Source organism: Veillonella sp. oral taxon 158 (assembly GCF_018376515.1).
GTDB lineage: Bacteria > Bacillota > Negativicutes > Veillonellales > Veillonellaceae > Veillonella > Veillonella rogosae.
In genome coordinates, this window is sequence record NZ_JAHABE010000002.1 from 1 (window position 1) to 14,233 (window position 14,233).

The following is a 14,233-nucleotide window of genomic DNA, read 5'->3' on the forward strand; positions in this document are numbered from 1 at the left end:
GGCGGTATCCCGGGTTCGATTCCCGGACGGGTCACCACATGGACGATTAGCTCAGCTGGGAGAGCGCCTGCCTTACAAGCAGGATGTCGGCAGTTCGATTCTGTCATCGTCCACCAGACCAAAGGAGCAAGCATACTGCTTGCTTCTTTTTTTTGTATATGTGATATAATAGTACCAGTTGTTTTGTTTGTAATTTTAAATTGTGATTTTAAAAGAGTTTTATTAAGAGGAGGAATTATGTTTCGTAACTTCGGACTCTGTAAACGTCCCCTACTTGCAGTACTAGGTGTACTACTTGCATCTACATTAGCATCAGCTAATGCTGCTACAATTGATATGAGTCAATTAACTTCTAACGGAGCTAAACCTGTCGTAATTAGTTCTACGGCAGCCAACCAAAATAGTGCTGCACCTATCGTAAATATCGAAACCAATACTCAGCCAACTACAAAGGTGGCAAATACACCTGTATCTACACCAATTTCTGTCACTCCAGAAAAGGCGACTATTAATCCGTCTAACGCTAATTATGATGGCCATTTAGAGAACTTCCCTAGCCGTAAAGTAACGATCGTTGTACCAGCTAAATTACGCAATGAAAATACAGCGCAATTTGGTCATTATATGACAGATCGCTTGTCTAATACGCTTAAATATCCGTATTATGATACGGCTATTGTAAGTACTAATACACCAACTGCACAAATCAGAGCTGTTGACCTTGCTCAAATTGCAGCGGCACAAAATTCTGAAATTGTTATTATGCCAGTACCATTACAAGACATCTATGTACAAGTTAATGGTATTAATAGTCCATATGCATATAACGATGAAGATCGTGAAATCTACATTACTGCAAAAGTGAATGCATTATTGTACTACTACGATGTAAACGACAAGGTTGTTCACACTGTTCGTACAGGCTTCAACCAAACTGATGATTCTTTGACTATGCCAACACATAAGGCTGTTTGGAACAAAGTTATGACAGTATTACTTGATAAATTGCCATATAAACGCATTCCGACAGACCGTGACCGTTACCAAGCACCTGGTATTAACTCTGAAACACCAGTTGTACTTGATTTCCAAGTAGAACAACCTAGAAATACAGCGTACTCCTTAAAAGGCGTTAGCGTATTATAATGAACAAATAATTTAATAACACCTAAATACGCACTAACACGTAAAATACGTACAAGAAAAGGCTAGCCCCTCGGCTAGCCTTTTGTCTTATAGTTGTTTAGTTACATGCAAACGCAATAAAGCACGTTGCAATGCCGCTTCTGCTCGCTCTACATCAATATCAGGTGTAGGATTAGCCAAACGGCCTTCAGCACGCTCTTTGGCACGCTGAGCACGATCCACATCAATAGATTCTGGATCTTGGCAATCTGGTGTTACAATACTCACCTTATTATGTTCGATTTCACAGAAACCACCAAATACAGCAAGTTCACGAGATGTTCCATCTGGTTGATCAATGCGTAAAGGCGCTAAGTCTAATGCAATAATCATAGGTGCATGATTTGGCAAGATACCAAAAGCACCGTCGATAGCCTTGCCTACGAAAAAAGTAGACTGACCTTCGAATACGACTGCATCAGGTGTGATGATCTGTAGGGACATAGGTTCCGCCATGGATTATTCCCCCTTCTCTTGCATTTCCTTTGCTTTTTGAACGGCTTCATCAATGGTACCAACCATGTAGAATGCGCCTTCTGGCAAATCATCATGTTTACCATCAAGGATTTCTCTAAAGCCTCTCAATGTTTCGGACAATGGTACGTATTTACCAGGAGAACCAGTAAATACTTCAGCTACGAAGAACGGTTGACTCAAGAAACGTTGAATCTTACGTGCACGAGATACAGTCAATTTATCTTCGTCAGACAATTCTTCCATACCAAGGATTGCGATAATATCTTGAAGATCTTTATATTTTTGCAATACTTCTTGCACGCCACGCGCTACTTCATAGTGTTCTTCACCAAGTACATGTGGGTCCAAAATACGGCTTGTAGAATCTAACGGATCTACCGCTGGATAGATACCAAGTTCCGCAATGGAACGAGACAATACTGTTGTCGCATCCAAGTGAGCAAATGTCGCCGCTGGAGCAGGGTCAGTTAAGTCATCGGCAGGTACGTATACAGCTTGTACAGAAGTAATAGAACCTTCTTTTGTAGATGTAATACGTTCTTGTAATGCCCCTACGTCATTAGCCAATGTAGGTTGGTAACCTACGGCGGATGGCATACGACCTAAGAGGGCAGATACTTCAGAGCCTGCTTGGATAAAGCGGAAAATGTTATCGATGAACAAGAGCACGTCTTGTTTCTTCACATCACGGAAGTATTCAGCCATTGTAAGGCCTGTAAGACCTACGCGCATACGAGCCCCTGGTGGCTCATTCATTTGGCCATATACGAGGGCTGTTTTATTGATAACGCCGGACTCTTTCATTTCGTTCCACAAGTCATTACCTTCACGAGTCCGTTCGCCTACACCGGAGAATACGGAATAACCACCGTGCTCTGTAGCAACATTGTGAATCAATTCCATGATTAATACGGTTTTACCTACACCGGCACCACCGAAAAGACCGATTTTACCACCTTTTACGTATGGAGCAATTAGGTCAACGACCTTAATACCTGTTTCCAAGATTTGTGTATCTGGAGAAAGGTCATCAAATTTAGGTGCTGGACGGTGAATCGGCCATTTTTCATCAGCTGCAACTGGAGCTGGATCATGGTCTACAGTTTCACCAAGTACGTTAAAGATACGGCCCAATACGCCTTCCCCTACAGGGACGGAAATAGGATTGCCAGTATCTTCCGCTTCCATATTACGTGTCATACCGTCAGTAGAGCTCATCGCAACGCAACGAACTGTGTCGTCACCTAAATGTTGCATAACCTCTACTACGATTTTTTGTCTATCGTGTGCTTTATGGTCATGGTAGATGTGGATGGCGTTGTAGATGGCTGGCAAATGACCAGCATCGAAGCGCACGTCTACAACTGGGCCGATGACCTGCACAACTTTACCAATATTATTACTCATCGACAGATGTCTCCTTATTTATTGCAAGGCATTAGCGCCACCAACGATTTCAGAAATTTCGTTTGTAATACTAGATTGACGCAACTTGTTATATTCAAGGCCTAAGGACTCAATGAGTTCCCCTGCATTATCTGTAGCAGATGTCATGGCAGTCATACGAGCACCTAATTCACTAGCTGCAGATTGCAACAATCCATTATAAACAGTAATTTCTAAATATTTTGGTAGCAACGCCTCCAAGACAGATACAGCAGATGGCATGAAATCATACTCTTCGCCCTTTACCTCATCTTGTGGTTGCTCTATCGGCAACAAGCGCTCAGCCTGTGCAATTTGCGTCATAGAATTTACAAAACGTGTATAGATCATGATGACTTCGTCAACTTCATGACGTTCATATAATGAAAGTGCTTCATGCATGATGGCACGAGCATGTTCATAGGAAGGTTTATCGGAGAAGCCCGCATAAGACTTATCGATATGAATACCTCTGGATTTCATACTGTCTCTAGGTTTTCTACCCGCCGTAATTACACGGTATGTACTAGGATCTTTGCCTTTTAATTCTTCCATAGCAAACTTAAGTACATTAGACGAGAATGCCCCAGCAAGACCTTTATCCGCACCAACTACAATATAGCAAGTACGTTCAACAGGTCGAACATCTAAAAGAGGACTTTCAAAGCCTTCTAAATCACTATTAGACATATGACGCAAGATTTGCCCAATCTTTTCTGCGTAAGGACGCGTAGCTTCCGCTTTTGTTTGTGCCCTACGAAGACGAGCAGAGGCTACCATCTTCATCGCTTTAGTAATTTGTTGCGTATTGGTAACACTTTTTATGCGTTTTCGCAAATCTTGTGCACTAGCCATACATTACGCCTCCTTACGAGACACTAATGTATGAGTAGAACCAAATGCTTCTACACATTCTGGGATTGCTTGTTTCAATAGATTTTCAGTTTCGTCCTCGATTTTCTTGGACGTTTCAATATTTGTGATAATTTCAGGATAGTTAGCTTTCACATAACGCAACAATTCCGCTTCGAATGCCAATACATCCTCAACTTGAATGTCTGCTAAATAGCCTTTTGTACCAGCATAGAGGTTAATAACCATTTCAGCTACGCTCATTGGCTCATATTGACCTTGTTTCAACATTTCAGTTAAACGTTGACCACGATCAAGTTGAGCACGTGTAGCCGCATCAAGGTCGGAACCGAACTGAGCAAAGGCAGCCAACTCACGATATTGAGCAAGGTCCAAACGCAATTGGCCCGCTACTTGTTTCATCGCTTTCGTTTGCGCACTACCACCTACACGGGATACGGACAAGCCTACGTCAACAGCTGGACGAATACCAGAGTAGAACATATCTGTACCCAAGAAAATTTGACCATCCGTGATGGAGATTACGTTTGTTGGGATGTATGCAGATACGTCACCCGCTTGTGTTTCGATAATAGGCAACGCTGTAATGGAACCGCCACCAAGTTCAGGTGAAAGTTTCGCAGCGCGCTCTAATAGACGGCTGTGTAAGTAGAATACGTCGCCTGGATACGCTTCACGCCCTGGTGGACGGCGTAACAATAGGGACATAGCACGGTATGCAGCCGCTTGTTTTGTTAAGTCATCATATACGCATAATACGTGTTTGCCTTGGTACATGAAGTATTCACCCATGGCAACACCAGCGTAAGGAGCGATATATTGAAGAGGTGCACCAGTAGATGCACTAGCAGATACTACGATTGTATACTCCATAGCGCCTGCTTCTTCAAGCTTTTGTACTACACGAGCAACAGTAGATTCTTTTTGACCAATGGCTACATAAATACAAATAACATCTTTGCCTTTTTGGTTCAAAATAGTATCTAATGCAATCGCAGTTTTACCAGTACCACGGTCACCAATGATAAGTTCACGTTGACCACGGCCGATTGGTACCATCGCATCAATCGCTTTAAGACCTGTTTGTAAAGGTTCGTTTACAGATTGACGATCCGCAATACCAGGTGCTGGATGTTCCACAGGACGGCGTTCTGTAGCTTGGATAGCACCCTTACCATCAAGAGGTTGCCCAAGAGGGTTTACTACGCGGCCAATCAAGGCATCCCCTGCAGGAACGTCCATAATTTTGCCAGTACGGCGTACTTGGTCGCCTTCTTTAATCAAGAAGTCATCACCTAATAGTACGGCACCAACATTATCTAATTCTAAGTTCAAAACCAAGCCATATACGCCGTGAGGCAATTCTAACAACTCACCTGCCATGGCTCTTTCAAGACCATAAATATGGGCGATGCCATCCCCTACGTCGAGAACAGTACCCACGTCATCGACATTGAGGTCAACATCATAGTCCTGAATCTGCTGTTTGATTATAGCAGTGATTTCTTCAGGCTTCATTTTCATATATACCCATTCACCCCTATCTAATAGAGTTCGTTCTTAATAAAGATTTTTCTAATTCTTCTAAACGGCGAGCTACAGAGCCATCAATGCGTTTATCCCCTACTTGGATAATAATACCACCCATAATGGATGGATCTTGACGCACGGATAAGATGACATCTTTTCCTGTAACCTCTCTTAGTTTAGCTTGTACAGATGCTTCTACATCAGCTGTGATTGGTTCTGCCACAGTTACAGTAGCTTCCAAAATACCACGAGCTTCACGTGATTTTTGAATAAACGCTGCAATAGCTTCCGCTATATAGCGATGACGTCCACGTTTAATCATCACATAGATAAAGTGTAGAGCCACTTTGTCGATACTAGATTCAAAGATTCTACCAACAAGTTTAATCTTCGCATCTTCAGTAACGATTGGATTTTCAAGGAATGAACGAAGTTCAGGCTGTTCTGCCATAACGGAAGCTACATAGCCTAATTGCTCCTCCATGAGTTCCAAATTATTTTGTTCTTGAGCTAATTCAAACATAGCCGAACCATATTTATCTGCTACAATTTCTATGCTCATCGTATCACAACCCTATCGTTTTACTATCAAGTTGACGAATAGCGTCTTCGATCAATTTTGTATTAGTTTCGCTGTTCATATCTTTAGCAACAACTTTACCAGCCATAGCTACAGATAAGGAAACAACTTCATTGCGCAAGCTGTTCATAGCGCGATCGCGTTCAATAGCGATATCTTGACGAGCACGATTTTTTTCTTGTTCAATTTGTTCACGTGCTGTCGCTAATTGTTCGCGTGTTGTATGTTCTGCTTCTTGAACTGCTTTTTCAACAATTTGTTGTGCTTCTTGACGTGCTTTAGCAATTTGAGCAGCATAATCAGCTTTAAAGCCCTCTGCCTCTACACGAGCTTTTTCTGCAGCTTCTAAGTCTTTAGCAATTCGTTCTTTACGTTCTGTCATCATAGCCAATAATGGTTTATATGCAAAACGAGCTAATAGCCAAACTAATATAAAAAAGTTCAACATTTGAGCAAGAATCGTTCCAAGGCTTAAGTCAACCAAGGTTATTCCTCCTCGTTATTATCTGAATAACAAAATAAATGCTACTACTACACCGATGATAGGCATCGCTTCAATCAAACCAATCGCTACGAACATAGTAGACATCAATTGACCACGCAATTCAGGTTGACGCGTAATACCTTCAATTACTTTGCTAGATACAAGACCGTCACCGATACCTGCACCAATGGCACCACAACCTACTGCGATTGCTGCTGCTAATGCGAATAAACCTTGAGCTTCCATAATATACCCTCCGTAAAAAATTAATGTTCCTCACTAAGAGCCATCCCCAAGTAGGAGGCAGTAAGAACGGTAAAAATAAAGGCTTGAATAATGCCGATAAACAAACTAAAAGCAATCCATACCCATGGTACCGGCACAAACCAAGGCAAATTGTACAATACTTCTAAGAGAATTTCACCAGCTACGATATTGCCGAATAGACGGAAAGCAAGTGTAACTGGTTTTGCAATTTCTTCAAAGATATTAAGGATTAACAAAGCCTTATATGGTTGAACAAAATGATTGAAATAGGATAAGCCTTTAACTTTAATCCCCATAACCCATACCACTAATGTGCTACATAGAGCTAATGCAATTGTAGTATTAATATCGGATGTTGGTGATGTTAAAGCCTTAAACGTTGGCATTAAGCCCAGTTCGTTTCCTACAAAAATAAATAAGAAAAACGTAAATAACAAGGAACTCACCATCGGCCAATGACGACCTAAGTTCGGAGCTAATTGCCCCTCTAAGCCTTCCAATATAGATTCAACTATATTTTGCAAGCCTACAGGCACCAATTTTCGTCCCCGGGTGGCTAGTACTGTTATCAGTATTACAATAGCCATAGTAACCCATGTAGCAATTAAAGTATCCAAATTAAATGTCAACCCTAACCACTGCACGACTTCATGGTGTCCCGCATGTAATTCCACGTTCTCAACCCCTTCCATAGACATAATAAAGAACTAATATATTTACAATAAATATAAATATAATATATATGTATCATCATACATCGTTATAGATATATAATCAACAGTTGAAAGGTAAACAATTCTAATTACTCATAAATGTATTGTGTATAATGCATTATTGGAATATATCTATAATTTAACACATCATTAGATTAGAAATGTCGACTAAGCCACCAGTAAACAACATATAATGCGGGCTGAATAAGTGCCACACCAACAAACATGCTAATAGCCTCTATACCGGGAATCTTTAATCCTAAGACTACTAATGAACCTACTAACATAAGACGCCATATCATCTGTCTACGAGCTTTACGAACGGCTTTGTAAGGATCCCCGGATACAATGGATTGACCATGCAAAGCTAAACTTAGCAAGTAGAGTACCATTATAAAAATCCCCCAAAACCATCCCCATAGATACTGTTCTAGGCCACATAAAACTTGTATTATACCGCCTAAAAAGGCAATAAAAAAACAAGTCAGCAGCACACGCACTATGAATTTTACATATTGATTCATATATACCTCACTACTTAACTTGTTTGTATAACATATAAAAACCTGTTATAGCTCCAATAAGACCAAATACAATCATACATAACGGTTCAGTTCTAAACCAACTATCCAGTGTATATCCAATCCAAATGAAACCACCTATACAGAAAGCGAGTGTGAGCCCCGCTGATGTTGCCATAGCGAGGGCTTTCACAAGATCCTTATCCATATTATTTACCAAATCGTTCAGGACGATTAGGATCGCCTAAGAACTCATGGCGCAACGCTTGGATGATGCGTTCAGATGCTTTGCCGTCACCGTAAGGGTTAACGGAGTTAGACATCAATTTATAAGCTGCTGTATTGCTCAACAATTCATGAGCCGCTGCATGTACTGCATCTTTATCAGTACCTACTAGGCGAACTGTACCAGCTTCAACAGCTTCAGGGCGTTCTGTTGTATCGCGCAATACGAGAACCGGTTTACCAAGGGCTGGCGCTTCCTCTTGAATCCCACCAGAATCAGTAAGAATCAAATAAGATTTAGCCATTAAGTTCGCAAATGGTTCATAATCAAGTGGATCGATTAAGGTAACACGTTCTACAGAACCGAGTTCCTCTTGCACCACTTGGCGAACCTTAGGATTCTTATGTACAGGGAACACAACTTGAATATCTTCAAATTCATTAATTAAATCGCGAATAGCTTGATATACGTGGCGCATAGGCTCACCCAAGTTTTCACGGCGATGTGTAGTAACAAGAACTGTACGTTTTTCAGGATCCAGGCCATTAATAGCCGCATCGTCGAATACATAATTATCTTGTACCGTTGTATCAAGTGCATCTATAACAGTATTGCCTGTTACATATAAATGTTCTGTATTGATATTTTCTTTTTTAAGATTGCTTTCAGAGCTAGAAGTCGGTGCAAAATGATAGGTCGCAATAGAACCAGTCAATTTACGGTTCATTTCTTCTGGGAACGGAGAGTAAATATCACCGGTACGAAGGCCCGCTTCTACATGGCCTACAGGAATCTCTTGATAGAAAGACGCCAAAGCACCTGCAAAGGTAGTTGTAGTATCACCATGAACGAGTACTACATCAGGTTTTGCTTCTTCTAGTACATCCTTAAGACCTAACAAGGCACGATTTGTCACATCGTACAAGGTTTGGCCTTGGCTCATAATATTTAAGTCGTAATCTGGGGTAATATTAAACAAGTTTAGTACTTGGTCGAGCATATCGCGATGTTGCGCCGTAACGGTTACAATCGGTTCCATATCTGGTGCTGCTTCTAATGCTTTCACAAGAGGAGCCATCTTGATAGCCTCAGGTCTTGTACCAAAGATTGTCATAACTTTTAACATAGTTGCCTCCAACATAGTAGGATAGAAAAAATGGGGCGCCAAGCGCCCCACATATGGTTATTCCTTATGGGAACCCTCTGATTCCTCTAAAGCTTTTGCCAATTCTTCACGATCAAAGGAAATAGTTTCATCTGAATCGCTGCGTTCAATTGTAGGACGCGGTAGTGGATGTCCAGCCGCATCACTATGAGTAATAACCCCAAGACGACGAGCCACAAAAATACTACCTAAGAAAATAACGAGTACCAATGCGATGCCAATCCATGCATTGACCTCAGCTACGATGACGGATACGCCACCGAAAAGAGCTGTTACAGCATACATCATCAGTACAGCTTGCTTTTGAGTTAAACCTTGCGCTAATAAACGATGATGCACATGGCCTTTATCAGGTTTGAAAATTGGACGACCGCTAATTTTACGGCGTACAATAGCAAATAATGTATCCAGAATTGGTAGACCTAATACGATAGCTGGCACTACTAATGCAATGGTAGCGGCCGTTTTAACGGCGCCCATAACAGAAATAGCCGCCAAGGTATAGCCAAGGAGCATAGAGCCCGTATCACCCATGAAAATTTTCGCTGGGTTAAAGTTATACCGCAAGAACCCTACTGTTGCACCTGCAAGTGCAAGAGATATACATGCTAAGTCAGTTTGGCCAAGTTGTAATGTCATAGCGCAAACAGCAATACAAGCAATGAAGGAAATCCCTGCTGCCAACCCATCAAGGCCATCAATAAGGTTTACGATATTCGTAAAGCCTACAATCCAGAAGATCGTCAATGGAGCTGCCCAATATTTAAGGTATACTACACCACCCCAAGGAAGGTTGATAAAATCTACACGAATATCATAAGCTACCAAAATAGCGGCTGCTATGATTTGGCCCATTAACTTAGTTTTTGGCTCAATCTGTTTAATATCATCCCAAATGCCTACAAGCACCAGAATAACAGTACCAAGTACAAAGCCAAATAGTTTATGATCATGCGGAATAGATCCATTAAAGAGGACCGATCCTACATAACCGAGAAAGATTGCTAACCCACCAAGTCGTGGAATAGCACCATGATGCACCTTTCGGGCATCAGGTTTATCTATTGCCCCTACAGCAACGGCAAAGCGTTTTACCAAAGGGGTTAGTGCAAAGGTTATGATGAGCGCTAGAGCAAAGGCCCATACATAATCGAGCACATAATCACTCATAAGATACCTCCAACAACTAGGTTGAAAAACGAGATTAGTTCGTTAAGCTACGAATAGGTGCAGGAATACGACCACCGCGAGCGATGAACTCAGCTGCACTATACGGACTCACTTCAATAATTGGGGCATAACCTAATAGCCCACCAAACTCAACAACTTCTCCAACAGTTTTACCTGGTACAGGAATTACCCGAACTGCAGTTGTCTTATTATTAATCATACCGATAGCTGATTCATCTGCAATAATGGCAGAAATTGTATCAGCCGTTGTATCGCCAGGAATCGCGATCATATCAAGGCCTACAGAACATACACATGTCATAGCCTCTAATTTATCAAGTGTTAAACTACCACAAGATACGGCATCAATCATGCCCGCATCTTCAGATACAGGGATAAATGCACCACTGAGACCACCAACGTGAGAGGATGCCATAAGGCCGCCCTTTTTCACTGCATCATTCAATAATGCAAGTGCTGCCGTAGTACCGTGACAACCACAAGAGGACAAGCCCATTTCTTCAAGAACATGAGCTACCGAGTCGCCTACAGCTGGCGTTGGAGCCAAAGATAAATCAATAATACCAAATGGTTTATCAAGACGGCGAGATGCCTCTTGTGCTACCAATTGGCCTACACGAGTAATTTTGAAAGCAGTGCGTTTAATAGTTTCTGCTACAACGTCAAAGGATTGACCACGAACGGATTCAAGGGCATGTTTAACAACACCTGGGCCAGATACGCCTACAGAAATGGCGCTATCCCCTTCAGTGACACCGAAGAAGGCACCCGCCATAAATGGATTATCCTCAACAGGATTACAGAAAATAACTAGCTTAGCACAGCCAAGAGCATCATTATCCTTTGTTAGCTCAGCAGTTTTCTTAACGATGATACCCATGTCGCGCACTGCATCCATGTTGATACCAGTTTTAGTTGAACCTACTGCAACAGAGCTACATACGATATCCGTAGTTGCCAATGCTTCAGGAATAGAGTCAATTAAAATCCGGTCAGCTCGTGTAGCTCCCTTTGTTACAAGGGCAGAGAACCCGCCGATAAAGTTAACCCCTACGGCCTTTGCAGCGCGATCCATAGCTTCTGCTACAGGTACATAAGATGTTAAATCACTACCACCAGCCACTAGAGAAATTGGCGTTACAGAAATACGCTTGTTGATGATAGGAATACCGAACTCGCGCTCAATATCTTCACCTGTAGATACAAGGTGTTCTGCTTCTTTTGTAATGCGATCATAAATGCGATCACATAGCTCTTTACCAGAGCTAGATGCGCATTCTAACAAGCTAATCCCCATCGTAATAGTACGAACATCAAGCTTGTTATCATGAATCATCTGATTAGTTTCCAAAATATTGTCGATAGATAACATAGTGCCTCCTATCCTACACGGTGCATGCTCAAGAAAATATCTGCATGCTGTGCACGGATTTCAACACCAAGTTCTTTACCTTGTGCATTCAAAGCCTCTTGGATAGATGTAAGATTTTTCATATCTTCAGACTTTGTTTCACACATCATAATCATATTGAAAACGCCATCAAGAATGGTTTGATTAATAGACATAATATTTACACCGTGGTCAGCAAGTACTGTACTGACCCCAGCTATGATACCAACGCGGTCAACGCCGACAACGGTAACAACTAATTTCATAACATCACCTTTTCTAAGCACTACAAACTATATAGCCAATATAGGGTATTCAATAAACTATATTAATATATTATATCACATTTATTACTTTTAGACGGTGAAATCTTTATGAGGTTACACTTCGTCAGACAATGCGGCTGTAACAATTTCTTCACCCGCCGTTAAGAGTGCGATAAGACCTTTATCCCCTTTATAGCTTTCACCATAAATTTTATATAAGTCTTCAGTGCCAGAAGGACGAGCCACAAACCAACCGGTTTCGGTTTCTACACGAACGCCATCAATAGGCATATCCTTGTACAAGGACGTAGTGCGTACATTCGTAATAGCATCTCCATCGACCTCTGTAGCCGTAATAGAACTTGCATTTAACTGTTTCAACTTAGCCTTAGCTGCCTTCGTACAAGCCGCATCAATACGACCAAAACGAGGGTCTCCACAACCTTCGACAATATTGTTATACAATCTATCTACAGTAGCGCCCATGACAGCGTACATTTCCATGGCCAATAGAGCCATTACCATACCATCTTTATCGGTAGTCCATACGGTTCCGTCTTTTTTGAGGAATGATGCACCAGCAGATTCTTCGCCACCGATTCCAATTTCGCCATCAAATAATAAAGAGCTGAAATATTTAAAACCTACAGGTACTTCATAAACAGGAACATCTTTTACGACCGCCCATTTATCGATCATTGTGGTACAAACAACGGTTTTACCTACCCCTTTATCCTTCCAACCACGCGTTGTAAATAGATAATCTGCCGCAGTTACAAGGAATGCATTTGGAGAGGTAAGACCATCCGCACTAACGATACCATAGCGGTCATAGTCAGGATCATTACCTACGGCTAAATCATAGTTACCGATTTGCTTGATAACGTCGGCCATGGCATATTCAGAGGAGCAATCCATGCGAACCTTGCCATCATGGTCATACGTCATAAAGCTAAAGGTTGGATCGTACTCATCATTGATAATATCCATATTGAGATTATAACGCTCTTTAATAGCGCGCCAATAACCAAGACCACTACCGCCAAGAGCGTTTACAAGAACCTTCGGTTTAGCACATTGAATAGCTTCCATATTGATGATAGAAGATAATTCTTCAACATATAAACCTTTATAATCATATGGAACTTGTCGGTCTGGTTCAATATTATCGATACTAATCCGTTTGAACCCTTCTAATTCATAGTATGCACGCACATACTCATTAGCACGAGTTTCAATCCACTTTGTAACAAGGGTATCCGCAGGACCACCATTCGTCGCATTGTACTTGATGCCACCATTATCTGGAGGATTATGGGATGGTGTAATCACAATGCCATCCGCCTTATGATCGTGGCTTTCATTATAGCGAATAATCGCGCGAGACACAGATGGTGTGGGTACGAAATCCATATCCGCATCAACCATAGCCATCACGCCATTACCAGCGAGCACCTCTAGCACAGTTATTAGGGCAGGCTGAGACAATGCATGTGTATCTTGCCCAACAAAGAGCGGACCAGTAGCGCCAAATTGCCCACGGCCATCACAGATGGCCTGCGTAATAGCCGCTACATGTAAATCTGTGAAAGTACCATTTAAGGATGTACCACGATGGCCAGATGTACCAAAGGATACTAGTTGTGTCGGATCTGTAATATCCGGTGCATTATCAAAATAAGCATCCACAAGGGTTTGCACATCAATAATATCTTGTTCTTGTACAGGCGTACCTGCTAATTTGTGAGCCATAGGAACCTCCTAACCTCATCATGAGAGAATCTCTCTCGAATTATTAATTTTATATTTTTACAATCAGATACGAGTAATCTACAAAATGTATATAACATTCACCAAAACATTATATTTACACATAATTAATATAAGATGACAAAGAACAACAATTTCAATAAAATATTATTTATATTTGTTATTTTTTA

16 protein-coding genes and 1 tRNA gene are annotated in these 14,233 nt (G+C 41.4%); 2 read left to right on the forward strand and 15 right to left on the reverse strand.

What is annotated here, in order from left to right; genetic code table 11:
- Positions 1-40: 40 nt before the first annotated feature.
- Positions 41-116: transfer RNA gene (locus KH364_RS01175), tRNA-Val, on the forward strand.
- Between the two features lie 121 nt (positions 117-237).
- Complete coding sequence (locus KH364_RS01180) at positions 238-1,146, forward strand: hypothetical protein (protein ID WP_009352323.1); 909 nt, start codon at positions 238-240, stop codon at positions 1,144-1,146.
- An 87-nt stretch (positions 1,147-1,233) separates the two neighbouring features.
- Here the strand turns inward: KH364_RS01180 and atpC are convergent, their stop codons facing one another.
- The 15 genes from atpC to KH364_RS01255 all read right to left on the reverse strand — a co-directional run bounded on the left by atpC (position 1,234) and on the right by KH364_RS01255 (position 14,045).
- Positions 1,234-1,641, reverse strand: coding sequence for an ATP synthase F1 subunit epsilon (gene atpC / locus KH364_RS01185; protein ID WP_273298064.1), 408 nt, complete (start codon positions 1,639-1,641; stop codon positions 1,234-1,236).
- Positions 1,642-1,644: 3 nt separating this feature from the next.
- On the reverse strand, positions 1,645-3,069 hold the full coding sequence (atpD, locus tag KH364_RS01190; RefSeq protein WP_009352372.1) for a F0F1 ATP synthase subunit beta: 1,425 nt from the start codon (positions 3,067-3,069) through the stop codon (positions 1,645-1,647).
- Positions 3,070-3,087: 18 nt separating this feature from the next.
- Positions 3,088-3,942, reverse strand: a complete 855-nt coding sequence (gene atpG, locus KH364_RS01195) for an ATP synthase F1 subunit gamma (protein WP_009352465.1) — start codon at positions 3,940-3,942, stop codon at positions 3,088-3,090.
- A gap of 3 nt (positions 3,943-3,945) precedes the next feature.
- A complete protein-coding gene (gene atpA / locus KH364_RS01200; RefSeq protein WP_273298065.1) occupies positions 3,946-5,484 on the reverse strand; it encodes a F0F1 ATP synthase subunit alpha in 1,539 nt (512 codons plus the stop codon).
- 16 nt (positions 5,485-5,500) lie between these two features.
- Complete coding sequence (atpH, locus tag KH364_RS01205; RefSeq protein WP_009352269.1) at positions 5,501-6,052, reverse strand: ATP synthase F1 subunit delta; 552 nt, start codon at positions 6,050-6,052, stop codon at positions 5,501-5,503.
- 4 nt (positions 6,053-6,056) lie between these two features.
- Positions 6,057-6,554, reverse strand: coding sequence for a F0F1 ATP synthase subunit B (gene atpF, locus KH364_RS01210; protein WP_009352521.1), 498 nt, complete (start codon positions 6,552-6,554; stop codon positions 6,057-6,059).
- 18 nt (positions 6,555-6,572) lie between these two features.
- Positions 6,573-6,800: a F0F1 ATP synthase subunit C gene (gene atpE / locus KH364_RS01215; protein ID WP_004695064.1), complete on the reverse strand. Its 228-nt coding sequence runs from the start codon at positions 6,798-6,800 to the stop codon at positions 6,573-6,575.
- A gap of 20 nt (positions 6,801-6,820) precedes the next feature.
- A complete protein-coding gene (gene atpB, locus KH364_RS01220) occupies positions 6,821-7,519 on the reverse strand; it encodes a F0F1 ATP synthase subunit A (RefSeq protein ID WP_105081613.1) in 699 nt (232 codons plus the stop codon).
- A gap of 170 nt (positions 7,520-7,689) precedes the next feature.
- A complete protein-coding gene (locus KH364_RS01225; RefSeq protein ID WP_009352291.1) occupies positions 7,690-7,926 on the reverse strand; it encodes a hypothetical protein in 237 nt (78 codons plus the stop codon).
- A 142-nt stretch (positions 7,927-8,068) separates the two neighbouring features.
- A complete protein-coding gene (locus KH364_RS01230) occupies positions 8,069-8,263 on the reverse strand; it encodes an AtpZ/AtpI family protein (protein ID WP_287521462.1) in 195 nt (64 codons plus the stop codon).
- 1 nt (position 8,264) lies between these two features.
- A complete protein-coding gene (gene wecB / locus KH364_RS01235; protein WP_273298075.1) occupies positions 8,265-9,407 on the reverse strand; it encodes a UDP-N-acetylglucosamine 2-epimerase (non-hydrolyzing) in 1,143 nt (380 codons plus the stop codon).
- Between the two features lie 57 nt (positions 9,408-9,464).
- Positions 9,465-10,616: an MraY family glycosyltransferase gene (locus KH364_RS01240; protein WP_273298076.1), complete on the reverse strand. Its 1,152-nt coding sequence runs from the start codon at positions 10,614-10,616 to the stop codon at positions 9,465-9,467.
- A gap of 34 nt (positions 10,617-10,650) precedes the next feature.
- On the reverse strand, positions 10,651-12,009 hold the full coding sequence (locus tag KH364_RS01245; protein WP_273298077.1) for a PFL family protein: 1,359 nt from the start codon (positions 12,007-12,009) through the stop codon (positions 10,651-10,653).
- Between the two features lie 8 nt (positions 12,010-12,017).
- Positions 12,018-12,293: an ACT domain-containing protein gene (locus KH364_RS01250; RefSeq protein ID WP_009352316.1), complete on the reverse strand. Its 276-nt coding sequence runs from the start codon at positions 12,291-12,293 to the stop codon at positions 12,018-12,020.
- A 114-nt stretch (positions 12,294-12,407) separates the two neighbouring features.
- Complete coding sequence (locus KH364_RS01255) at positions 12,408-14,045, reverse strand: phosphoglucomutase (RefSeq protein WP_273298079.1); 1,638 nt, start codon at positions 14,043-14,045, stop codon at positions 12,408-12,410.
- Between the last annotated feature and the right edge of the window lie 188 nt (positions 14,046-14,233).